This is a genomic window from Nocardia sp. No.11 (assembly GCF_038752175.1).
GTDB classification, from domain to species: Bacteria; Actinomycetota; Actinomycetes; order Mycobacteriales; family Mycobacteriaceae; genus Nocardia; species Nocardia canadensis.
In genome coordinates this window covers 1-22,673 of sequence record NZ_JBCGFB010000066.1, presented here as the reverse complement: position 1 = coordinate 22,673, position 22,673 = coordinate 1, and the positions used below count along the sequence as shown (strand labels likewise).

The 22,673-nt window shown below is 71.0% G+C and carries 19 protein-coding genes and 2 pseudogenes; 20 read left to right on the top strand and 1 reads right to left on the bottom strand.

All coding sequences use genetic code 11. From position 1 onward, the window contains the following. Positions 1-34: 34 nt before the first annotated feature. Together V8688_RS19730 and V8688_RS19725 are read left to right on the top strand one after the other, a co-directional pair. On the top strand, positions 35-1,279 hold the full coding sequence (locus V8688_RS19730; protein WP_218721141.1) for a MoxR family ATPase: 1,245 nt from the start codon (positions 35-37) through the stop codon (positions 1,277-1,279). Further along, positions 1,276-2,490: a VWA-like domain-containing protein gene (locus V8688_RS19725; RefSeq protein WP_342801429.1), complete on the top strand. Its 1,215-nt coding sequence runs from the start codon at positions 1,276-1,278 to the stop codon at positions 2,488-2,490. Before V8688_RS19730 ends, V8688_RS19725 begins: the two co-directional genes overlap by 4 nt. A 3-nt stretch (positions 2,491-2,493) precedes the next feature. Here the strand turns inward: V8688_RS19725 and V8688_RS19720 are convergent, their stop codons facing one another. Continuing rightward, positions 2,494-2,922: a hypothetical protein gene (locus V8688_RS19720; RefSeq protein WP_342801428.1), complete on the bottom strand. Its 429-nt coding sequence runs from the start codon at positions 2,920-2,922 to the stop codon at positions 2,494-2,496. 346 nt (positions 2,923-3,268) lie between these two features. On the opposite strand from V8688_RS19720, the gene V8688_RS19715 reads away from it, so the two are divergent. The 18 genes and pseudogenes from V8688_RS19715 to V8688_RS19630 form a co-directional block, all read left to right on the top strand. After that, entirely contained in the window at positions 3,269-5,461 is a 2,193-nt protein-coding gene (locus V8688_RS19715; RefSeq protein WP_342801427.1) for a bifunctional SulP family inorganic anion transporter/carbonic anhydrase, read from the top strand. 245 nt (positions 5,462-5,706) lie between these two features. Continuing rightward, positions 5,707-7,938, top strand: a complete 2,232-nt coding sequence (locus tag V8688_RS19710) for a bifunctional SulP family inorganic anion transporter/carbonic anhydrase (RefSeq protein WP_218721137.1) — start codon at positions 5,707-5,709, stop codon at positions 7,936-7,938. Positions 7,939-7,969: 31 nt separating this feature from the next. Beyond that, a complete protein-coding gene (locus tag V8688_RS19705) occupies positions 7,970-8,461 on the top strand; it encodes a TIGR02611 family protein (RefSeq protein WP_218721136.1) in 492 nt (163 codons plus the stop codon). 336 nt (positions 8,462-8,797) lie between these two features. Then, positions 8,798-9,313: a (2Fe-2S)-binding protein gene (locus tag V8688_RS19700; RefSeq protein ID WP_342801426.1), complete on the top strand. Its 516-nt coding sequence runs from the start codon at positions 8,798-8,800 to the stop codon at positions 9,311-9,313. A gap of 142 nt (positions 9,314-9,455) precedes the next feature. Beyond that, on the top strand, positions 9,456-11,522 hold the full coding sequence (thrS, locus tag V8688_RS19695) for a threonine--tRNA ligase (protein WP_342801425.1): 2,067 nt from the start codon (positions 9,456-9,458) through the stop codon (positions 11,520-11,522). After that, a complete protein-coding gene (locus V8688_RS19690) occupies positions 11,519-12,073 on the top strand; it encodes an HIT domain-containing protein (RefSeq protein ID WP_218721133.1) in 555 nt (184 codons plus the stop codon). The genes thrS and V8688_RS19690 overlap by 4 nt, the downstream gene beginning before the upstream one ends. A 5-nt stretch (positions 12,074-12,078) precedes the next feature. After that, positions 12,079-12,756, top strand: coding sequence for a phosphatidylinositol phosphate synthase (gene pgsA, locus V8688_RS19685; RefSeq protein WP_218721175.1), 678 nt, complete (start codon positions 12,079-12,081; stop codon positions 12,754-12,756). Further along, entirely contained in the window at positions 12,753-13,676 is a 924-nt protein-coding gene (locus V8688_RS19680) for a phosphatidylinositol mannoside acyltransferase (protein WP_218721132.1), read from the top strand. The genes pgsA and V8688_RS19680 overlap by 4 nt, the downstream gene beginning before the upstream one ends. Further along, the gene (locus tag V8688_RS19675) at positions 13,673-14,797 is read left to right on the top strand and encodes a glycosyltransferase family 4 protein (protein WP_316575447.1); all 1,125 of its coding nucleotides are present in this window, start codon (positions 13,673-13,675) and stop codon (positions 14,795-14,797) included. The genes V8688_RS19680 and V8688_RS19675 overlap by 4 nt, the downstream gene beginning before the upstream one ends. Then, on the top strand, positions 14,797-15,843 hold the full coding sequence (locus V8688_RS19670) for an NUDIX domain-containing protein (RefSeq protein WP_342801432.1): 1,047 nt from the start codon (positions 14,797-14,799) through the stop codon (positions 15,841-15,843). Before V8688_RS19675 ends, V8688_RS19670 begins: the two co-directional genes overlap by 1 nt. Positions 15,844-15,889: 46 nt before the next feature. Next, positions 15,890-17,095, top strand: coding sequence for a winged helix DNA-binding domain-containing protein (locus tag V8688_RS19665; RefSeq protein ID WP_218721130.1), 1,206 nt, complete (start codon positions 15,890-15,892; stop codon positions 17,093-17,095). Positions 17,096-17,322: 227 nt separating this feature from the next. Continuing rightward, positions 17,323-18,243: a pyridoxal 5'-phosphate synthase lyase subunit PdxS gene (pdxS, locus tag V8688_RS19660; RefSeq protein WP_218721129.1), complete on the top strand. Its 921-nt coding sequence runs from the start codon at positions 17,323-17,325 to the stop codon at positions 18,241-18,243. A gap of 445 nt (positions 18,244-18,688) precedes the next feature. After that, a pseudogene (locus tag V8688_RS19655) lies at positions 18,689-18,916 on the top strand (hypothetical protein); the annotation flags it as partial. Between the two features lie 42 nt (positions 18,917-18,958). After that, a complete protein-coding gene (locus V8688_RS19650; RefSeq protein WP_218721125.1) occupies positions 18,959-19,693 on the top strand; it encodes a sulfite exporter TauE/SafE family protein in 735 nt (244 codons plus the stop codon). A 19-nt stretch (positions 19,694-19,712) separates the two neighbouring features. Then, complete coding sequence (locus V8688_RS19645; RefSeq protein ID WP_342801424.1) at positions 19,713-20,597, top strand: LysR family transcriptional regulator; 885 nt, start codon at positions 19,713-19,715, stop codon at positions 20,595-20,597. 24 nt (positions 20,598-20,621) lie between these two features. After that, positions 20,622-21,434 carry an inositol monophosphatase family protein gene (locus tag V8688_RS19640; RefSeq protein ID WP_308248647.1) on the top strand — a complete coding sequence of 271 codons (813 nt, stop codon included), beginning with the start codon at positions 20,622-20,624 and terminating at the stop codon, positions 21,432-21,434. Positions 21,435-21,585: 151 nt separating this feature from the next. After that, positions 21,586-22,305: an SDR family oxidoreductase gene (locus V8688_RS19635; protein WP_342801423.1), complete on the top strand. Its 720-nt coding sequence runs from the start codon at positions 21,586-21,588 to the stop codon at positions 22,303-22,305. Positions 22,306-22,460: 155 nt separating this feature from the next. After that, a pseudogene (locus V8688_RS19630) lies at positions 22,461-22,673 on the top strand (hypothetical protein); the annotation flags it as partial.

The following is a 22,673-nucleotide window of genomic DNA, read 5'->3' as shown; positions in this document are numbered from 1 at the left end:
CCCCACTTCCTCCGCACATCGAGGTGATACACCCATGTCTGTACGCATTCCCGTCGTCCCGCGTCCGGTCCGAACCATCGGCTCCCAACTCGACATCGCGGGCGAACTGCTCGCTCTGCTCGGCGAAACGACCACCGAACCCCGTCCCGACACCCGGCTCGAGGCACTGACGCTGGCGGTCGCCGCCGACCTCCCGGTCCTGCTGTGGGGTGAGCCGGGCATCGGCAAGACCGCCGCGCTGACCCAGCTCGCCGAGTCCCTCGACCTGCCGCTGACCACGGTGATCGCGAGTGTGCACGAACCGTCCGACTTCTCGGGCCTGCCCATCCTCGGTGACGACCCCGCGACCGACGGGGTGCCGATGGCCCCGCCGGACTGGGCCGTGAAGCTGGTCGAGGCCGGACGGGGACTGCTGTTCCTCGACGAACTCTCGACCGCGCCGCCCGCCGTGCAAGCGGCCCTGCTGCGCCTGGTCCTGGAACGGCGGATCGGCACGCTGCGGTTGCCGCCAGGGGTCCGCATCGTCGCCGCGGCCAACCCGCGTTCCTCGGCCGCCGACGGCTGGGAACTGAGCCCGCCGCTGGCGAATCGGTTCGTGCACCTGCAATGGACCCATGACCACGAGGTCGTCGTGCGCGGCCTCGGCGGCACCTGGCCGCGGGCGACGCTGCCCCGCCTCGCGCCCGAAAAGCTCTCGGAGGCGGTGGCGTTCGCCCGGCGCGCGGTGTGCGAGCTGCTCGCGGGCCGCCCGAAGCTGGTGCATCAGCTGCCCACCACCGAAACCCGGCGCGGCGGTGCCTGGCCGTCGCCGCGCAGCTGGGAGATGGTGGTCCGGCTGATCGCGTTCGCCACGGCGGCGGGCGCCGCGCGCGATGTGCTGTCGATGCTGGTGCGCGGGACCGTCGGTGACGGTCCCGGTTTCGAGCTGCTGACCAGCATCGATCGGATGGATCTGCCCGATCCCGAAGTGCTGCTGGCCGATCCTGCGGTCGCCGCGCTGCCCGACCGGGGCGATCTGCGCCAGGCCGTGCTCGACGCGGTGGTGGCTGCGGTGCGCCGACGACCCGAGAAGGCGCGCTGGGACGCGGCGTGGGCCCTGCTGGCCGGGGCCGTGGCGACCGGGGCGCCGGATCTGGTGGTGGTCCCCGCGACCACGCTGGCCACCCTGCGCCGGGACGACTGGGAGATCCCGGCGTCGATCGAACATCTCGCCGCCACGGTCTCGGTGTCCCGGCAGGCCGAGCAGGCCACGGCCCGCGTCGCCGAGGCCCGTCGATGACGGGCCACCTGGATCACGAGAAGCTGTATGCCGCAAGGCTGTCCGCGGTGTCGGCCCGGCCCTATCTCGCCACGGCGCTGTACGCGCTGCACATCGTCGAGTCGCGGCAGGTGCCGACGATGGGGGTGGACAAGCACTGGCGCTGCTACGTCTCACCCGCGTTCGTGGCCTGCACGTCCGTGGAAGAACTCGCCTCGATCCTGGTGCACGAGGTGTCGCACCTGCTGCGCGAGCATCACGCGCGCAGCGATCGATACGCCCGCGGGCACGATCTGACCGGCCCGGCGGAGCGGCTGCGGATGAACATCGCCGCCGACGCCGAGATCAACGACGACGCGTTCGGCGACGGGCTCGTCCAGCCCACGGGGGCGGTCCTGCCCGCCGACCTCGGGCTGTCCCCAGGTGAACTCATGGAGGACTACCTCGGGCAGTTCCGGCTGGGCAGGCTGACCGAGGGCATGGCCTGGCTCGATTGCGGTAGCGGCGCCGACGGACTGGAGCGGGCCTGGGAACTCGGGCCCGACGGCGCGGACGGCCTCAGCGAGCAGGAGCGCGACGCGGTGCGGTTCCGGGTGGCCCAGGGCATCGTCGGCCGACCGGGCGACGCGCCCCAGGGGTGGCGACGATGGGCCGAGGAGGCGCTGCATCCGTCGCAGCCGTGGCGGGATCTGCTGGGCGCCGCCCTGCGCTCGGCGGCCTCGGCCCCCGGGGTCGGCGCCGACTACACCTACGGCAGGCCGGCGCGGCGCTCGGCGGCGCTGCCCGGGGTGGTGCTGCCGAGCCTGCGTCGGATGCCCCCTCGGGTCGCGGTCGTCATCGATACCTCGGGGTCGGTCAGTGACGTCGAATTGGGCAGCGCGCTGCTGGAAGTCGCCGCCATCACCCGCGCGGTCGGCGGTCGTCGGGACCTGGTCACCGTGCTGTCGTGCGACGCCGCGGTCTGGATCGCCGATCCGCTGTGCCGGGCCGAGGGGATGACCTTGATGGGCGGTGGCGGCACCGATCTGCGGACCGGTTTCACCGCGGCCCTGCGCACCCGCCCGGACGTGGTCGTGGCGCTGACCGACGGGCAGACGCCCTGGCCCGACACCCGGCCACCGTGCCGGACGGTGGTCGGGGTGTTCCGCCGGGCGGGGTCGTGGAGCGAGGCCGATCCGGACTACGTGCCGGACCGCCCGCCCGCCTGGGCTCGAGTGGTGGATATCGGGTGAGGCCTACGCGGTGGCGGCCCGGCGCCGCGCCGAAAGACGCTGCGTCACCAACATGGACAGCCCGGAGAACAGCAGCGCGGCGAGGGGGATCAGCGGCAGGTAGGACACCCAGACGATCGGCTCCGGCAGGGACAGGGCGATCACCGTGGCGACGACGGTGACGACGAACACCACCGCGGCCCAGCGGTGTAGCCCGCGGGTTCGCGCGCGCGTGCCGGTCGCCCCGGTCCGGCGAGCCGCGCCCGACCTCCCGGTGTAGTACCGGACGAACAGGACGCTGCCGGAGAGGAAGAGCCCGGCGAGGGGGAACAGCGGGAGATAGGACACCCAGACCGGTCCGCTCAGCGCCAGCGCGATCACCGTGAGGATCACGATCGCGGTGAAGGCCACGGCGAGCCACCGGTGGGATCGGCGCACCCAGGTGCTGGTCATCGGGAACCCTTTCGTTGTGGTGGTCTGCGGAAACGATGTTTCCACCGACCCGGGCGCCGCGCTTCTCGATTCCTGATCGTTGCGGCCGGTCGACGGATCGGCCGCACCCCGCGGGCCCGACGTATTGCGTGTGGTGCACGTCACAGTTGAGTCGCGATTCGTCCCATTCGCCTCGAGGACTTTCCAAACGCTTGGGTAATTCTTTACTATTGGCCCGACCCTGTGTCTCGGGTCGAGAATCTCTTCGAGCAGTGCCGTTCCGCCGCCGTTCGCTCGCAGCTCAGCATCAATTGCCAGTGCATGTTCGACCGATGAACCGGGCGCCGATCCGCCCCGGCGAAGGAGAATGATGACCGACAATGATCCGGGCCATTCGCTGAAATCTGTTCTTCGGCAAGACCTTCCGGCGTCCATCGTGGTGTTCCTCGTCGCCTTGCCGCTGTCGTTGGGTGTGGCGCTCGCCTCCGGCGCGCCCGTCGTCGCCGGACTCATCGCCGCCGCGGTCGGCGGCGTGGTCGCCGGCCTGCTCGGCGGCTCGTCGATCCAGGTGAGCGGGCCGACCGCCAGTCTCGCCGTCGTCGTCGCGGGTGCGGTCCAGCAATTCGGCTGGGCCGCCATGTGTTTCATCACCGTCGGGGCGGGTCTGCTGCAGATCCTGTTCGGGCTCAGCCGCATCGCGCGCGCCGCGCTGGGCATCGCCCCGGTCGTGGTGCACGCCATGCTCGCCGGAATCGGCGTGATCATCGCGCTACAGCAGGTGCACGTGCTGCTCGGCGGCACCACGGTCAGCTCGCCGTGGGCGAGCATCGTCGCGCTGCCGAATCAGGTGATGTCGGTGCACAAGGGCGACCTGTTCGTCGGGCTGCTCGTGATCGCCATCCTGATCGGGTGGCAATACCTGCCGCGCCGCGTCCGGGTGGTGCCCGGCCCGCTGGTCGCGGTGGTGGTGGCGACGGTGATCTCGCTGGTGCTGCCGCTGACGGTGGACCGGGTGCGCCTGGACGGCTCGCTGATCGACGGCATCGGGTTGCCCGCGCTGCCGCACGGTGGCTGGGTGCCGATCGCGCTGACCATGCTCACCGTCGCGCTCATCGCCAGCGTGGAAACGCTGCTCTCGGCGGTCGCCGTCGACAAGATGCGGCCCGGTCAGCGCACCGACTTCGATCGTGAACTCCTGGGGCAGGGCGCCGCCAACATGGCCTCCGGGACGCTGGGCGGCCTGCCGATCGCGGCCGTCATCGTCCGCAGCATCACCAACGCCAACGCCGGAGCCCGCAGCCGGGCCGCCACCGTGCTGCACGGTTGCTGGGTACTGGTATTCGCGATCGCGCTGGTCGGATTGGTCCGGCAGATCCCGACCGCCGCGCTGGCCGGACTGCTGGTGCTGATCGGGGTGCAGCTGGTGAAACTGGCGCACATCAAACGCGCCCGCCGCACCGGCGACATCTACGTCTACCTCGTCACCGTCGTGGCGGTCGTCTCGCTGAACCTGTTGCAGGGCATGGTGATCGGCCTGATCGCCTCGTTCGCGCTGCTGCTGTGGCGGGTCGTGAAGTTCACCATCGCCGCGGCGCCGCGCCCCGACGGGACCTGGCTGGTGCGCATCGACGGGCCCTGCACCTTCCTGGCCGTGCCCCGGCTCACCAGCGAACTGGCGAAAGTGCCCGCCGGCGTGGACGTCACGGTCGAGCTCAGTGTCGACTTCCTCGATCATGCCGCGTGCGAACTGCTCTCCGAGTGGGCCGATGCCCGCGAATCGGGCGGTGGCACGGTCGATTTCGTCGAACTCGGCACCGCGCGGATGGCGCGCGCGCACGACGGTCCGCCCGAATACGGCCACGCCCGCAAGGCGGTCGACGAGGCGATCCGGCCGTGGCGCCGCAGCGGCGGTGTCGACCCGATCGCGGCGGGTATCGCGGCCTATCACCGCGGCCACGCGCACCTCATGCGCCCGCACCTGGCCGGCCTGCGGCACCGGCCCGACGCCGACACCTTCTTCCTCACCTGCGCCGATGCCCGCATCGTGCCCAACGTCATCACCAACAGCGGTCCCGGTGACCTGTTCACCGTGCGCAACGTGGGCAATCTCGTGCCGGTCGGCGGCAGCGACGTCTCGGTGGAGGCGGCACTGATCTACGCGCTCGACAAGCTCGACGTGCGCGCGGTCGTGGTGTGCGGGCACAGCGGATGCGGGGCCATGGAGGCGCTGTACGGACAGGTCCAGGCCGGTCCCGGCCTCGACGACTGGCTCGCGCACGCCGCGCCGACTCTGGCGGAATTCCGCGCGGGTCACCCGGTCGCCGAGGCGGCCCGGCGGGCGGGCTTCGGTCCGGTCGATCAGCTCGGGATGGTGAACGTCGCCCGGCAGGTCCAGACGCTGATGGACTACCCGGCGGTGCGCGGCGGGATCGAGGAGCGCGGGGTGGTGGTGTCGGGGCTGTTCTTCGATCTGGCGACCGCGCGGGTCATCGAGGTGACCACCGACGGGATCGCCGAGTTCGACGACAGTCATCGCCGGGTCGCGGCCGAACCGGTATGAGCGCCGGGCCTGGTGTGGGCCACACCACAGCGGTCCTGCGGTTATGGCGACACCCACTCTTCGTGCGGCACACTGGTTTTGCCAAGTCTTTACCAATACGGTGGTTGGCACCCCGCCCCGGTTCGCCGACGCACCGGGGCGTTCGACGCTTCATCGCTGGAAGCTGTCTCGCGGTCACCCGACCGTCCACGACACGTAGATCGTCCATCGACCACGGCCGCGCGCCGCGTCGCCGAAGGAGAACCATGTCTGTCGCGAACGACCTAGCTCCACCCGCCGCACCGGCGTCCTCGCCGAAACCCCCGCCGCCGTCCTGGCGGCAGTCCCTGCTCCGCCACGACCTGTCCGCCTCGATCGTGGTGTTCCTCGTCGCCCTGCCGTTGTCGTTGGGCATCGCCGTCGCCTCCGGCGCCCCGGTCGCCGCCGGTCTGGTCGCCGCGGTGATCGGCGGCATCGTCGTCGGTGCGCTCGGCGGCTCGGTGCTGCAGGTCAGTGGCCCCGCCGCGGGCCTGACCGTCGTCGTCGCCGAATCCATCGCCCAGTTCGGCTGGCGTACCACCTGTTTCATCGTCGTCGCCGCCGGCCTGTTACAGATCCTGTTCGGGCTCAGCCGCATCGCGCGTGCCGCGCTCGCCGTCGCCCCCGTGGTGGTGCACGCGATGCTCGCCGGCATCGGCATCACCATCGCGTTGCAGCAGGTCCACGTGCTGCTCGGGGGGTCATCGCACAGCACCGCCTGGCGCAATCTGATCGAGCTGCCGGGTCAGCTGTTGTCGCTGCACGGCGGTGACGCGTTCGTCGGCGCCGTCGTCATCGTGGTGATGCTGGGCTGGAAGTACGTGCCGTCGAGGCTGCGCCCGGTGCCCGGTCCGCTGGTCGCGGTCGTCGCAGGCACCCTGCTCTCGCTCGTGCTGCCCACCGAGGTGGAACGGATCGTGTTGAGCGGCTCGCTCTTCGACGCGCTGCAACTGCCCGAACTGCCGTCGGGGAACTGGTCGGCGGTCGCCATGATGGTGCTCACCATCGCGCTCATCGCCAGCGTCGAGAGCCTGCTCTCCGCCGTGGCGGTGGACAAGATGCACACCGGTCCGCGTACCGATTTCGATCGTGAGCTGATCGGTCAGGGTTCGGCGAACGTGCTGTCCGGACTGGTCGGCGGCCTGCCGGTGACCGGCGTGATCGTGCGCAGCGCCACCAATGTGCAGGCGGGTGCGCGCAGCCGGGCCTCGGCGATCATGCACGGCTGCTGGATCCTGCTGTTCTCCGTGGCGCTGGTCGGTCTGGTCGAGCAGATCCCGAAGGCCGCGCTGGCGGGGCTGCTGATCGTGATCGGCATCCAGCTGGTGAAGCTGGCCCACATCCGGCTGGCCCGCCGTACCGGCGACCTGCTGGTGTATCTGGTCACCGTGCTCGGCGTGGTGTTCCTGAACCTGCTCGAGGGCGTGATCATCGGTCTCGCACTGGCTTTCGGGCTGCTGCTGTGGCGCGTGGTGCGCGTGCAGGTCGCCGCGATGCCGCTGCCCGGCGGTGAGCGCTGGCTGGTCCGCATCGACGGGTCGTGCACCTTCCTGGCCCTGCCCAAGCTCTCGGCCGAGCTCGCCAAGGTGCCCGCGGGCGCCGAGGTCACGGTGGAGATGACGGTCGACTTCCTCGACCACGCCGCCTTCGAGGCCATCGAGAGCTGGCAGCATCAGCAGGAAAGCGGCGGTGGCCGCGTCGATTTCGTGGAGATCGGCAGCGCCAGGATGGCCGACACGGTGGGCTCCCCGCCCGCCCGTGGCTTCGGCCGCGCGACCTGGGACGAGCTGCTCGGCCCGTGGCGGCACCAGAAGTCCGGCAGCGACGCGCTGACCGCCGGAGTCTCGGCGTTCCATCGCAGCCACGCCCACGTCGTGCGCCCGCACCTGGACGAGCTGCGGGACCGGCAGGACCCCGATTCCTTCTTCCTCACCTGCTCGGACTCGCGGATCGTGCCCAATGTGATCACCTCGAGTGGCCCCGGCGACCTGTTCACCGTCCGCAATGTCGGCAATCTGGTGCCGACCAGCGGCGACGACTCGGTCGAGGCGGCGCTGGTGTTCGCGCTCGAGGAACTCGCGGTGCGCTCGGTCGTGGTCTGCGGGCACTCCGCCTGCGGCGCCATGAAGGCGGTCTACCGGGGCGCCGAGTCCGACGGCGGGCTGAGCTCGTGGCTGCGGCACGCCGAGGCGAGCCTGGACCGGTTCCGGGCCGACCACCCGGTCGCGGTCGCGGCCAGGGCCGCGGGCTTCGACGAGGTCGACCAGCTCGGCATGGTCAACGTCGCCGTGCAGGTCGAGACGCTGCACCGGCATCCGGCGGTGCGCCGGGCGGTCGCCGAGCGCGGGCTGGCGGTGTCGGGACTGTTTTTCGACATCGCGGGCGCGCGGGTGATCGAGGTCACCGCCGAGGGTATGCGCACCATCGACGATCGAGACGGTGCGCCGACTACGGCGTGATCGCGGGCCCGGCGGCTCGTAGGCTGGAACGATGACGAGCAAGCCGACCGCTGACACCACCGACGCCCCGGCGGATTCCGCCGCCGGGGCGTCGGCGGCCGAGCCGGTCCTCGAGCGGCCGGACTTCAAGCAGCGCTGGCGCGCCTTCCGGGCGAGCATCGAGCACCGCCCTACCCTGAATCTCGGCTACCGCATCGCCGTCGGCGTGGTCGGTGGGCTGGTGCTGCTGATCGGGATCGTCACGATCCCGTACCCGGGACCCGGCTGGGCGCTGGTGTTCGCGGGCTTCGGCATCCTGGCCACCGAGTTCGTCTGGGCCCACCACACCCTGACCTGGGTGCGGGGCAAATACCGGATCGTCATGGGTTGGTACACCTCACGCGGGTGGACGATCAGGATCCTCGGCGCGGTGGCCACCTTCGCCCTCGTCGTCGCGACGCTGTGGCTGCTCGGCACATTTTCGATGGTCGCAGGGTGGATCGGAGTCGATTGGCCATGGTTGCGCAGTCCCCTGATGTCGTGAGCACCGTTCCCGGACGCCTGCTCACCGATCCCGCGTGGGTCGCGGCCCGGGTCGGCGAGATGAGCCGCGCCTGGGGCACCGAGACGCCGCGCGTCGGCGGCACGCTGTGGTGGTGCATGGTCGCCTCCGCGCTCGTCGACCAGATCACCGCCGCCTACGCCGCGGGCGTCGCGGCCCCGATCGCGGCGCTCGACGAACTCGACTGCGAGATCCGGCCCGACGGGGGCGTCGAGCACGTGCGCTTCCGTTCGACGGTCGCGCTCGCTTCGGCCGCCGACCGCGCGGCCGNCCTGGGGCACCGAGACGCCGCGCGTCGGCGGCACGCTGTGGTGGTGCATGGTCGCCTCCGCGCTCGTCGACCAGATCACCGCCGCCTACGCCGCGGGCGTCGCGGCCCCGATCGCGGCGCTCGACGAACTCGACTGCGAGATCCGGCCCGACGGGGGCGTCGAGCACGTGCGCTTCCGTTCGACGGTCGCGCTCGCTTCGGCCGCCGACCGCGCGGCCGCCGCCGAGGCGGTCGGCACCGCCCTGCGCGACACCCTGACCGCGGTCATCGCGCAGGTCGCCGCCGTGTCCGGCGCCGGAGTCCCCGCACTGTGGGCCGTGGTCACCGACGCGATCGGCAACCGCGCGCTGGACGCGGGCGCACCGGCGGCCGCGACCCGGCTGGCCGGCGAGGTGGGCTCGCGCCTGCTCGCCCCCCGCTTCGTCACCGTCGGCGAGCGCACCTTCGTCAAACGCCTGTCCTGCTGTCTCGTCTACGAGGTACCGGGGTGCCAGATGTGCACCAGTTGCCCGAAACGCCCGGCCGCCGAACGCGCGGCCCTGCTGGCCGAGGCCGCGGGGTAGTCGCACGGAGCGAACAACACGCGGTCACAGGTCCATCGACACGCGCTGTCGGCGGCCCCGATAGCATGGTCGCGTTCGCAGGTATTCAGCCTGCGCCGCGCGGGACATCCCCGCCGGACGTGACGTCAAGGAGAGCATCCCCGTGACCACCTCTGCACCGATCAGCCCTGTCGCCCTCGTCCGGGTGCCGGCCGGGACTACCGCGGGCGCGGCGGTGCGTGAGGCGGGCTTGCCCACCAAGGGACCGAACACGATCGTGGTGGTCCGTGACGCCGAGGGCGCGCTCAAGGATCTGTCCTGGATCCCGGACGAAGACGTCGAGGTCGAGGCCGTCGCCGCCGACACCGAGGACGGCCGCAGCGTGATCCGGCACTCGGCCGCGCACGTGCTGGCCCAGGCGGTGCAGCAGGAGTTCCCCGACGCCAAGCTGGGCATCGGCCCGCCGATCAAGGACGGCTTCTACTACGACTTCCGGGTCGACCGGCCCTTCACCCCCGAGGATCTGGCCAAGCTGGAATCGCGGATGAAGAAGATCATCAAAGGCGCGCAGCGCTTTTCGCGTCGCGTGGTCGAGATCGACGAGGCGCGGGAAGAACTGGCGAAGGAGCCGTTCAAGCTCGAACTGATCAGCGACAAGTCCGGTATCGATGATCCGGAGATCATGGAGGTCGGCGGCAACGAGCTGACCATCTACGACAACCTGGACCCGCGCACCGGCGAGAAGCTCTGGGGCGACCTGTGCCGCGGCCCGCACATCCCCACCACCAAGTTCATCCCCGCCTTCAAGCTGACCCGCAGCTCGGCCGCCTACTGGCGCGGTGACCAGGACCGCGAGGACCTGCAGCGCATCTACGGCACCGCCTGGGAATCGACCGAGGCGATGGACGAGTACCTGCACCTGCTGGCCGAGGCCGAGCGCCGCGACCACCGCAAGCTGGGCCTCGAGCTGGACCTGTTCAGCTTCCCCGACGAGCTCGGCTCCGGCCTGCCGGTGTTCCACCCCAAGGGCGGCATCATCCGCAAGGAGATGGAGGAGTACTCGCGCCAGCGCCACATCGACGCCGGCTACGAGTTCGTCAACACCCCGCACATCACCAAGGGGCATCTGTTCGAGGTCTCCGGTCACCTCGACTGGTACCGCGACGGCATGTTCCCGGCCATGCACCTCGACGCCGAACTCAACGAGGACGGCACCGTGCGCAAGCCCGGCCAGGACTACTACGTCAAGCCGATGAACTGCCCGATGCACAACCTGATCTTCCGCGCGCGGGGCCGCTCCTACCGTGAACTGCCGCTGCGGCTGTTCGAGTTCGGTTCGGTGTACCGCTACGAGAAGTCCGGTGTGGTCCACGGCCTGACCCGGGTGCGTGGCATGACCCAGGACGACGCGCACATCTACTGCACCAAGGAGCAGATGCACGCGGAGCTGACCACCACGCTGCAGTTCGTGCTCTCGCTGCTGCGCGACTACGGCCTCGACGACTTCTACCTCGAGCTGTCCACCAAGGACCCGAAGAAGTTCGTCGGCTCCGACGAACTGTGGGAGGAAGCCACCGAGACCCTGCGCAAGGTGGCCACCGACTCCGGCCTGGACCTGGTGCCCGACCCGGGCGGCGCCGCGTTCTACGGCCCGAAGATCTCCGTGCAGGCCAAGGACGCGCTGGGCCGCACCTGGCAGATGTCGACCATCCAGCTCGACTTCAACCTGCCCGAGCGGTTCAACCTGGAATACACCTCCTCCGATGGCACCAAGCAGCGTCCGGTGATGATCCACCGCGCCCTGTTCGGCTCGATCGAGCGGTTCTTCGGTGTGCTCACCGAGCACTACGCCGGTGCGTTCCCGGCCTGGCTCGCGCCGGTGCAGGTCGTCGGTATCCCGGTCGCGGAGAACTTCGCCCCGCACCTGGACGCGGTGATCGAGCGGCTGCAGGACGCGGGCGTGCGCGCCCAGGTCGACCGCAGCGACGACCGGATGCAGAAGAAGATCTTCAACCAGACCGCGCAGAAGGTGCCGTTCATGCTGCTGGCCGGCGCGCGCGACGTGGAGGCGGGCGCGGTGAGCTTCCGCTTCCGCGACGGCACCCAGGTCAACGGCGTGCCGGTCGACGACGCGGTGGCCACCATTCTGAGCTGGATCGCCAACCGGGCGAACGTCTCGCCCACCGCGGACGGGTTCGAGGTCGTCGGCGCGGCGAAGGCGTCCTCATGAGTGAGAGCATCGCCTCGGAGGCCGGGTCGATCATCGACGCGGGCGCCGGTCAGCCGGACCGGCTGCAGCGGCTGTGGACGCCGTACCGGATGTCCTACATCACCGGTGAGGTCAAGCCCAAGGACGCCACCGGTCACCCGTTCACCGACATCCCGAAGATGTCCGACGAGGACGGCTTGATCATCGCCCGCGGCGAGCAGGTCTACGCGGTGCTCAACTTGTACCCGTACAACCCAGGGCACATGATGGTGGTGCCGTACCGCCGGGTCGCCGACCTGGAGGATCTGACGCCCGCCGAGAGCGCGGAGCTGATGGCCTTCACGCAGCGGGCCATCCGGGTGATGAAGCGGGTCTCGCGACCCGCCGGATTCAACGTCGGGCTCAACCTCGGCGGTGTGGCCGGTGGTTCGCTGGCCGACCACCTGCACCAGCACATCGTGCCGCGCTGGGGTGGGGATGCGAACTTCATCACCGTGGTCGGTGGGGTGAAGGTGATGCCTCAGCTGTTGCGCGAGACGCGGCAGCTGCTGGCGGAGGCGTGGGAGGAATAACAACCGTGCTCAGCTTCTTCGGCCGCCAGACGTTTGCGAAAGCGACTGCGCCGCTGGGCAAAGCGCTCGTCGGTACCGGGCTCACCCCGGACGCGATGACACTGATCGGTACCACCGCGACGATCGCCGCCGCGGTCACGCTGTTCCCCACCGGGCACCTGTTCTGGGGAACCATGGTCATCTGGCTGTTCGTCATGTTCGACATGCTGGACGGGGCGATGGCGCGGGCCCGCGGGGGCGGCACGAAGTACGGCGCCGTCCTCGACGCCACCTGCGACCGGGTCGCCGACGGCGCGATCTTCGGCGGCCTGGCGTGGTGGGCGGTCTACCACGAGCAGAGCAAGGAGCTGTTCGCGGCGACGCTGGTCGTGCTGGTCACCTCGCAGGTGATCTCGTACGCGAAGGCGCGCGCCGAGGCGAGCGGCCTGTCCGCCGACGGCGGGTTGATCGAGCGGCCCGATCGACTGGTCATCGTGCTGGTCGGCGCCGGGCTCACCGGCATCGGCGGGCACTGGGGCATCGAGTGGCTCACCTGGGCCGTCTACGTCGCCATGTGGATCCTGGTCGTGGCCAGCGTCGTCACCGTCTTCCAGCGGGTGCTCGCGGTGCGCAACTCGCCGGGCGCGCGGACCGTCATCCCGCCGACGCCGCAGCCCGACGCGGCCGGAGGTGCGGCGTCGTGAGCCTCACCGAGCGGATGAGCGATCTGGGTTACGCCGCGGGCTGGCGGTTGGTGCGGTCGGCACCGGAACCGCTGGTGCGCAAGGTGTTCGATCTCGGCGCCGACCGGGCGGTCAAGGGCGGGGGACCGGAGCAGTTGCGTCGCAACCTCGCCCGGGTGCTCGGGGTGGGACCCGAGGCGGTCCCGGCCGAGCTGATGCGCGCGAGTATGCGCTCCTACGCCCGGTATTGGCGCGAGGCGTTCCGCCTGCCCAGCATGGACCACAGCACCATCGACTATTACGTCGACGGCCTGGAACACCTCGACGCGGCCCTGGAACGGGGCCGCGGCGTCATCTTCGTGCTGCCGCACTCGGGCAACTGGGATATGGCCGGGGTGTGGCTGGTGCAGCACTACGACACCTTCACCACGGTGGCCGAACGGCTGAAGCCGGAATCGCTGTTCGAGCGGTTCGTCGCCTACCGGGAGAGCCTGGGCTTCGAGGTGTTCCCGCTGACCGGTGGCGAGCAGCCGCCGTTCGGGCAGCTCGCGCACCGGTTGCGGCAGAACCGGATCGTGTGCCTGATGGGCGAGCGTGACCTGACCGGCAAGGGGGTGCCGGTCGACTTCTTCGGCGAGCGCACCTGGATGCCCGCCGGCGCGGCCAAGCTGGCCATCGAGACCGGCGCCGCGCTGATGCCGGTGCACGGCTGGTTCACCGTCGAAGCCGACGGCACCGAGGGTTGGGGGCTGAAAACCGAAGCGCCGCTGGATGTCTCCGGTGGGGTCGCGGCCGCCACCCAGGCGCTGGCCGACCGGTTCGCCGCCAATATCGCCGAGCATCCGGCCGACTGGCACATGCTGCAACCGCTGTGGGAGGCCGATCTGTCGCCCGAGCGGCGGGCGCGGATCTCCGCTGCGCAGACAGGGGGCCCGCGGTGAAGATCGGCATGGTCTGCCCGTACTCGTTCGACGTTCCCGGCGGTGTGCAGGCCCATGTGGTCGAGCTGGCCCGGGTCTTCCTCGAACGCGGACACAAGGTGAGCGTGCTCGCGCCGGCCTCCGACGACACGCCGCTGCCCGACTTCGTGGTGTCGGCGGGCCGCGCGGTGGCGATTCCGTACAACGGGTCGGTGGCGCGGCTGTCGTTCGGCCCGATGGCCTACACCCGCATCCGGCGCTGGATCGACAGCAACGATTTCGACGTGCTGCACATCCACGAGCCCAACGCCCCGAGCCTGTCGATGCTCGCGCTCAAGATCGCCGAGGGCCCGATCGTCGCGACCTTCCACACCTCGACCACGAAGTCGTTGGTGCTGAGCACTTTTCAGGGGGTGCTGCGGCCGTACCACGAGAAGATCAACGGCCGCATCGCCGTCTCGGAGCTGGCCCGTCGCTGGCAGGTGGAAGCACTCGGCTCGGACGCGGTGGAGATCCCCAACGGGGTCGACGTCTCGGCGTTCGCCCGGGGTCCGCTGCTCGACGGCTATCCGCGCGCGGGCAGGACGGTGCTGTTCCTCGGTCGCTTCGACGAGCCGCGCAAGGGCATGGACGTGCTGCTCGGCGCGCTGCCCACCCTCATCGGCCGGCACCCCGACGTGCAGATCCTCATCGTCGGGCGCGGTGACGAAGACCGGCTGCGCCGCGAGGCGGGCCCGCATGCGGAGCATCTGCGCTTCCTCGGGCAGGTCTCCGACGCGGAGAAGGCCGCCGCGATGCGCAGTGCCGATGTCTACGTCGCGCCGAATCTGGGCGGCGAGAGTTTCGGCATCATCCTGATCGAGGCGATGGCCGCGGGCACCCCGGTGGTGGCCAGCGAGCTCGACGCGTTCCGCCGGGTGCTGCGCGACGGAACCGCGGGCCTGCTCACCCCCGTCGGCGATTCCGCCGCCCTGGCCACCGCGATCGACACCGTCCTCACCGACGACGAGACCAGGCAGCGGCTGGTGCGCACCGCGACCCAGGTGGTCGCCGCCTACGACTGGCCCGTGGTGGCCGAGCAGATCCTGCGGGTCTACGAGACCGTCACCGTCGGCGATCTCCGGGTGCGGGCCGCCGGATGATCACCTTTTCCGCGACCTCGGTCCTCGTTCTCGGGCTGATCGCCCTGCTCGTCCTCGCGCTCGGTGTCTGGGCGTATTCCACGGCCAACCGGCTCGACCGGCTGCACGTGCGCTCGGATCAATCCTGGCAGGCGCTCGACGCGGCGCTGGCCCGGCGCGCGGTGGTGGCGCGGGCGGTGGCGATGGCCATGGCCGGGCCGGTGAGCACCGACTCGCGCCGCGGCGAACGGGCCGCCCAGCTCGCCGCCCTGGCCGATCGCGCCGAGCGGGCCGAGCGCGGTGACCGGGAGACCGTCGAGAACCAGCTCTCCGCCGCGCTGAGCCTGGTCGACATCGACCAGCTGCGTCCCCAGCTGGTCGCCGAACTCGCCGACGCCGAGGCCAGGGTGCTGATCGCGCGACGCTTCCACAACGACGCCGTCCGCGACACCCTCGCGCTGCGCACCCGTCGTCCGGTGCGGGTGCTGCATTTGGGCGGTACCGCGCCGCTGCCGCACTACTTCGAGATCACCGAGCGGGCCACGCCCGCCGCGGCGACCGGCCTCGAGGTGAACACCACCCGCACCTCCGCCCGCGTGGTGCTGCTCGACGAGCAGGACCGGGTGCTGTTGCTGCGCGGCCACGATCCGATGCTGCCCGAGGTGGCGTTCTGGTTCACCGTCGGCGGCGGCGTCGAGCCGGGGGAGAGCCTGCGCGATGCCGCGGTGCGTGAGTTGTACGAGGAAACCGGTCAGCGGGTCGATCCGGCGGCGCTGCGTGGCCCGCTGTGGCGACGAGTGGCGGTGTTCCCGTTCAACGGCGAGCTCATCCGGTCCGAGGAACTGTTCTTCACCCTGCGCGCCCCGAGCTTCGAATGGCGCCCGGCGGCCCTGAACGCGCTCGAGCGCCGCACCATCACCGACCATCGCTGGTGCACCCCGGCCGACATCCGTGCCCTCGACGATCAGGGCGAGGCGGTCTATCCGTATCACCTCGACGAACTGCTGGCCGAGGCCGCCGCGGCTGCCGCGGACGACACCGAGCACGTCGTACGCTCGATCCGCTGACACGATCGGGCGGCCGGTCGTCCTGGAACGCGGCGGGAGGCGATCGGTGGCGACTGGTCGGGGTTCGGTCGGTGTCGCGCTCGGCGATGTGGTCGGTTTCCGGCTCCGCGCCCATCACCTGCTGACCCGGAGCCGGGATCTGCTCGCGGTGGCCGGCGCGTGCGCCGTGCAGAACAGTCCGCCGGGATCGGCGCTGCTCGCCCTGCACGCCCGCGCCGAGGACGTCACCGTCGCACGGTTCGAGCACCTGGTCGGCACGGAGAAGTCGCTGGTGCAGACGTGGTGTATGCGCGGTGCGCCGTATTTCTTCCCGACCGCCGACCTGCCCGTCTTCACCACCGGTGTCCTGCCGACCACGGAGGCGGCGCGACTGCGGCTGATCGGTGGTGTCGAACCGGCCCTGCGCACCCTGGATCTCGGCCTGGACGACATCGTCGAGCGCGTCGCCGACCAACTCGTGCCGGTGCTCGCCCACCGTGCGCTGCCGATCGACGATCTCGGCCGCGACATCGCCGGGCGCCTCGCGCGCACGCTGTCGCCCGCCCGGCGCGCGGATTGGCGGGCGCCGGGCCCGTACGGCGCGAACCAGCCGCTGGGGGAGGCCGTCGTGCACTTCTGCGTCCGGATTCTGACGCTGCGTGGTCTCGTGTGCCTGGCACCGCGTAGCGACAACACCGCGCCGTTCGTCCTGCTCGGCGAATGGCTGGGAGCGTCGCCGCCACGGACCGAACCCGACGCGGCGCGGTCCGCGCTCCTGCGCCGCTACCTGCGGTGTTACGGGCCGTCCACGCGCAAGGACTTCGCCACCTGGCTGGGGATCGACGCCGGTCAGGTGGACCCGTGGTGGGCCGCGGCGCGGGACGAACTCACGCCGGTCGAGGTCGAGGGGCGGCGTGCGTGGATCCACACCGACGACCTGGACGATCTGCGATCCCCGGTCACCGCGCACGGAGTGCGCCTGCTCCCGCCGAGCGACCCCTACCTCCAGCTGCGTGATCGGGCGACCATCGTCGACCCGGCACACCACCGCGCGGTATGGAAGACGGCCGGGGCGCCCGGCGTGGTGCTGGCCGAGGGGGACGTCGCCGGCATCTGGCGGCCCCGCAAGAAGGGGCGCACGCTGACGCTGACCGTCACCGCGTTCCGGTCGATGAGCACCCGGTTGCGCGCGCAGGTGCGCGCGGAAGCGGCCGCCGTGGCGACCTTGCGCGGTGCCTCGGACGTCCACGTCGAGTTCGGCGCCGCACCCTGATCCGACCCACCACGCCGGGCGTCGAGGTCATGACGTTCGTCACCGGCACCGACCGTGGTAGGGACGACGCGTGCTGTCCGGCGGGCCACCGGAGCAGGCCAGCGGCAGGTGGTGGCGGCATCGTCGCTGGTCGTGGCAAGGCCAGTGGACCTCAACTGGCTATGAAGACCGATTTCGGACGGTTCTAGAATCGACGGTGTCCATAACGAGCGACCTGATTGGCGCACATGACACAGGAGACAGCCGTGACTACGCCTGAGACCACCAACACCGTCGGCACCGCCCGCGTGAAGCGCGGCATGGCCGAGATGCTCAAGGGCGGCGTGATCATGGACGTGGTCACCCCGGACCAGGCCAAGATCGCCGAGGACGCCGGCGCGGTGGCCGTCATGGCGCTCGAGCGGGTTCCGGCCGACATCCGCGCCCAGGGCGGCGTCTCCCGGATGAGCGACCCGGACATGATCGACGGCATCATCTCCGCCGTCTCCATCCCGGTGATGGCCAAGGCCCGCATCGGCCACTTCGTGGAGGCGCAGATCCTGCAGAGCCTCGGTGTCGACTACATCGACGAGTCCGAGGTGCTCACCCCCGCCGACTACGCCAACCACATCGACAAGTGGAACTTCACCGTCCCCTTCGTCTGTGGCGCCACCAACCTGGGTGAGGCCCTGCGCCGCATCACCGAGGGCGCGGCCATGATCCGCTCCAAGGGTGAGGCCGGCACCGGTGACGTGTCCAACGCGACCACCCACATGCGCACCATCCGCGCCGAGATCCGCCGCCTGACCTCGCTGTCGGAGGACGAGCTGTTCGTGGCCGCCAAGGAACTGCAGGCCCCGTACGAGCTGGTCCGCGAGGTCGCCCAGACCGGCAAGCTGCCGGTCGTCATGTTCACCGCCGGTGGCATCGCCACCCCCGCCGACGCCGCGATGATGATGCAGCTCGGCGCCGAGGGCGTGTTCGTCGGCTCCGGCATCTTCAAGTCGGGCAACCCCGAGCAGCGCGCCGCCGCCATCGTGAAGGCCACCACCTTCTACGACGACCCGGACGTGCTGGCCAAGGTCTCGCGCGGCCTGGGCGAGGCCATGGTCGGCATCAACGTCGAGGAGATCCCGCAGCCCCACCGTCTCGCCGAGCGCGGCTGGTGAGCTGAGGGCCATCAGGGCCACAGGTATTTCGGCGGGCGTCGTGCGTGAGCACGGCGCCCGCCGTCGTCCGCTCAGTCCACGAGCGCCCGGGTGACGGCGTCGAGGCGGTCGGCGTTCACCGGTCGAAGTCCTTGCCCGTCAAGGGGAGCCGGGTCCGCCGCCGGAACGCGCTCACCGGCTCGGCGGGCGGTGCGTCGAGGAAGCGGGCCAGCGGTGGGACCGCGGTGCGCACCAACAGCGGGTTGTAGAGCGCATAGCGGGTGTGGGCGGTGGGGTAGCGGTGCGGGACGCCACGCCGAGCAGATCGTTGCCGCGCGAGGCCTGCATGGCCGCGCGGTGCCCGAATAGCGTTCGCGCAGGTGCGGGTCGTCCCAGTGGATTCGGCCCGCCATCCCACCGGGACCACAGACGTCGAGGATGACCGGGGCGGGAGCGCTCGGCGGGCCACGACGCGGTGCGCGATCAGGTGCGCGCCCAGCGCTGCGACGGCTGTCTCCCGGAGTTTGCCGACCGCCTCGACGGCCCCGATCCGGAGTTGCGGGCTGAACTGCTCGGGGCGCTGCTGGTGGGCCTGGGCGTCCTGCGGTCGGCGATCGGCACCCCGGGGCTGGCCGCCGCGCCCGCCGATCGCACCCGAGCGCTGGTGGCCCGGAGGGTGAGCGCGCTGGTCTGAGGCCCGAGTTACTGCCGTGTGGGCGTACCGTACAGTCGGTCCGTGACCGCGCTCGACTTCTTCTTGCTGGTCGTCGCGGGATTCTTCACCGGTCTGGTGGGGTTCGTCACCGGGATGGCCTCGATCGTTTCCTATCCGGCGCTGCTGGCGGCCGGGTTGCCGCCGGTGGCCGCCAATGTCACCAACACGGTCGCGATGGTGGCCGTCGGGGTGGGCGCGACGGCCAATTCGGGGCGCGAACTCGTCGGGCGGGGGCGGACGCTGGTGCGCTGGGCGGTGCTCTCGGCGATCGGCGGGCTACTGGGTGCGCTGGCGTTGCTGGTGGCCCCCGACGGCGCTTTCGAGGTGGTGGTGCCGTTCCTGGTCGCGATCGCCTCGATCGCCCTGCTGGTGCAGCCGTTGGTGCGCCGCCACGTCGGTGAGCTGAGCGCGCCGTGGATCGTGCCGCTGGGGATCCTGCTGATCTCCACCTACGGCGGCTACTTCGGGGCGGGCGCCGGTGTCATCTATCTGTCGATGATGCTGCTGTGTACCTCCGAATCGCTGTGGAGCGCTTCGGTGCTGAAGAGTTTCCTGCTCGGCATCGCCAATCTGGTCGCCGCCGTCGGCTTCGCGGCCTTCGGTCCGGTGCACTGGGGTGCGGCGCTGGCGCTGGCGCTGGGGGCGCTGGCCGGCGGCTGGTGCGGGCCGCCGGTGGTCAAGGTGATCCCGCCGACGCTGCTGCGGGTGACCGTTGGTGTGCTCGGTCTCGGTCTGGCCGTCTACCTGGCCCGCTGATGCCGGTAGGGTCGCACGCGTGGAGCTTCGGCAGTTGCGGTATTTCGTCGTGCTCGCCGAGGAACTGCACTTCCGGCGCGCGGCCGAGCGGCTGTTCATCACGACACCCACGCTGAGCCAGCAGATCCGGGTGCTCGAACGCGAACTCGGCGGTCCACTGCTGACGCGGGAACCGCGGGTGGAGCTCACCGCGGCGGGCCAGACTCTGCTGCGCACCGGCCGCGCCGTCCTGTCCGCCGCGGAGACGGCCGTGCGCGAGACCCGGCGCGCGAGCACCGACGGCGCTCAGGTGGCGCGCTTCGGGCTGCTCAACGGTGCGCCGCCGTGGCTGCCCGCGCGGTTCGACGCGCTCGCCCAGGCGATCGGCGCGCGCCTGGTCCTCACCGGCGGCACCACCGCCGACCAGTTGCGCATGCTCGCCGCCGACGAGGTGGACCTGGCGCTGGTGCGTGGGCCGATCGAGCTCGGCGAGCAGTACCTCGCCCGGCCGGTCGCCCGCGAGGGGCTCGGCATCGTGGTGTCCGCCCGGCACCCGCTCGCCCGGCACAGCGAGATCACGCCCGAGCTGCTCGCGGATCAGGAGCTGGTGCTCTTCGCCCGCGACGCCGCCCCCGGTCTGCACCGCGCGCTGCTCGCCGAGCTCGCCGCGCGCGGCGCGCGAATCCGGCTCAGCGACCACGCGATGGGGCACGCCCAGCAGCTCGCGGTGCTCCCGCATCGCACCGACCTGATCGGCCTGAGCTCCGAGCGGGTCCGCGACCATCCCGGCCTCGCCTGGCGCCCGCTGCGGGACGGACCGATCACCGTCGACTACGTGGCGGTGTGGCGGGCAACGAGCAGCCATCCGATCCACGCCGCACTGGCCGACACGACCGCGACAGGCCCGTGGCGCGCACCGATGTGACCGCCGGTTCGCGTTCGCCCACAGGTGATCTCGCGGGTGCGTAGCCTGGAGACGGTGCACCACTCGGATGTTGAAATCGCAGTTCACGCAACACAAGTCGCTTCGGGAGTGATCCGGTCCGCGTTCCACGCGCCGCTCACCCGGTACGCCAAGGAGGGTGACGATTTCGCCACCCAGGCAGACCTCGCGGCCGAACAGGCCATTCTCGATGTTCTCGCGACCGCCTGTCCGGGTGATCGCTTTCTCGCCGAGGAATCCGGAGTCACCGGTGCGGCGCGCAGTGACCGCACCTGGCTGGTCGACCCCCTTTGTGGCACCAGGAATTTCGCGGTCGGCACGGAGTTCGTCGCGGTGAATGTCGCGCTGCGCACCGGCGCCGCCATCGGGGTCGCCGCCGTCGCCGATCCGTTCACCGACGAGGTGTTCTGGACGGCGGGACAGGGCGCCTATCTACGCAGCGACGGCGCGGATCAGCCGCTGCTACCCCGGGCCGACAGCCGGCTCGTCGATGTCGATCTGGATCATGAATTCCCCTGGTCGAGCCCCTCGCGCCTGTTCGACGCGCCCGGCTTCGCGGGGGAGTTCCACGCGCGGGTGCTGTCGACCTCGCTGGCGCTGGCCTGGGTGGCGGCGGGCCGCCGGGCCGCCTACGTCACCGGGGGAGACCTGCGCGACAGCGTGCACTTCGCCGCCGCCATCGCCGTGTGCGAGGCCGCGGGCTGCACGGTCACCAACCTGGCGGGCGGGCCGCTGCACACCGGCCCGCACGGGCTGATCGCCGCCGCCGACGCGCGGACAGGGGCCCAGCTCGTCGCCGCGGTCGCCGCACTGCGCTGATCGGTGCGCCCGGACACGAGCGGACCGTGGGGACCTCGGTGCGCTCGCGTCCGGGGCGAATCCTGGTGTGGCCAGGACTGTTAGAGATCGGCGAACACCGGTTAGGCCGTCGGACATGGAGTTTCCCCGGATCCGGTGCTGAGCTGGCCGTATGAGTGAGAACAGCACAGTGATCATCGGCGGCGGCTCGGGGATGGGTCTGGCCCTGGCGGCCCGATTGCTCGCCGACGGCGCCGAGGTGACCATCGCGGGCCGGTCGGCCGATCGACTCGCCGCGGCCGCGAAGGAACTCGGCCCACACCCCGGCACCCTGCGCACCGTCGTCGCCGACATCACCGTCGAAGCCGATCTCGCCCGGCTGTTCGCCGAGACCGGCACCGTCGACCACGTCGTCGTCACCGCCGCCGACATGACCGGCGCCTACCAGCCGATCACCGCCTTCGACACCGCGGTCGCGGCGAAGGTGGTGGCGGCCAAGATGATCGGACCCGCGCTCGTCGCCAAGCACGCCAGGGTCGCCGACCACGGCTCGATCACGGTGACCTCCGGCATCGCCGCCTATCGCCCCGCACCGGGCGGATCGCTGGTCGCCATGGTCAACGCCGCGCTGGCAGGCCTGGTCGCCGCGCTCGCCCTGGAACTCGCCCCGCTGCGTGTCAACGCGGTCTCGCCCGGCTGGGTGGACACCCCGATCTGGGATGCCTTCGCCCCCAGCGACAAAGGCGAGCGCCACCGCGCGATGGCGGCCCGGCTCCCCGCGGGCCGGTTGGGCACCCCCGACGACATCGCCGAAGCCTTCCTCGCGGTCCAGCGCAACCCCTTCGTCACCGGCACCGTCCTGCATGTCGACGGCGGCCATCGCCTGGTGTGAGGACGCCTCTCACAGACCACCGTTGCCGGGTTCTCAGAGTTTCCTCACCATCGCTGGGTAGCGTCCGGGCCGTGGCATCGAGGCCTGCGTCGTGTGGCGCGGGTTCGTGCCGTCGCCCGCAGGGCGAACTCCTGACCCGACGTAAGGACGAGTGGATGAAGTTTGGCAAGACCGGACGTGTCGCTATCGCGGGCCTGGCCGTGGTCGCGGCCCTTGGCCTGAGCGCGTGCAGCGACGACAAGGGTGACAAGCCCGCCGCGAAGACCACCACCAGCGCCAAGGCCGCGGCCACGAACACCGCGAGCCTGCCGCCGGTGCCGTCTGTCGAGCAGCTCAACGAGCAGCTGACCACGGCGTTGGATCCGTCG

Excerpts from the sequence above, each read along its gene's own strand:
- pdxS (WP_218721129.1), top strand. The coding sequence starts at position 17,323 with ATGACACAGGAGACAGCCGTGACTACGCCTGAGACCACCAACACCGTC.
- V8688_RS19715 (WP_342801427.1), top strand. The coding sequence starts at position 3,269 with ATGATGACCGACAATGATCCGGGCCATTCGCTGAAATCTGTTCTTCGG.
- V8688_RS19700 (WP_342801426.1), top strand. The coding sequence starts at position 8,798 with ATGGTCGCCTCCGCGCTCGTCGACCAGATCACCGCCGCCTACGCCGCG.
- V8688_RS19705 (WP_218721136.1), top strand. The coding sequence starts at position 7,970 with ATGACGAGCAAGCCGACCGCTGACACCACCGACGCCCCGGCGGATTCC.
- V8688_RS19635 (WP_342801423.1), top strand. The coding sequence starts at position 21,586 with ATGAGTGAGAACAGCACAGTGATCATCGGCGGCGGCTCGGGGATGGGT.
- V8688_RS19730 (WP_218721141.1), top strand. The coding sequence starts at position 35 with ATGTCTGTACGCATTCCCGTCGTCCCGCGTCCGGTCCGAACCATCGGC.
- V8688_RS19690 (WP_218721133.1), top strand. The coding sequence starts at position 11,519 with ATGAGTGAGAGCATCGCCTCGGAGGCCGGGTCGATCATCGACGCGGGC.
- V8688_RS19725 (WP_342801429.1), top strand. The coding sequence starts at position 1,276 with ATGACGGGCCACCTGGATCACGAGAAGCTGTATGCCGCAAGGCTGTCC.
- V8688_RS19710 (WP_218721137.1), top strand. The coding sequence starts at position 5,707 with ATGTCTGTCGCGAACGACCTAGCTCCACCCGCCGCACCGGCGTCCTCG.
- V8688_RS19720 (WP_342801428.1), bottom strand. The coding sequence starts at position 2,922 with ATGACCAGCACCTGGGTGCGCCGATCCCACCGGTGGCTCGCCGTGGCC.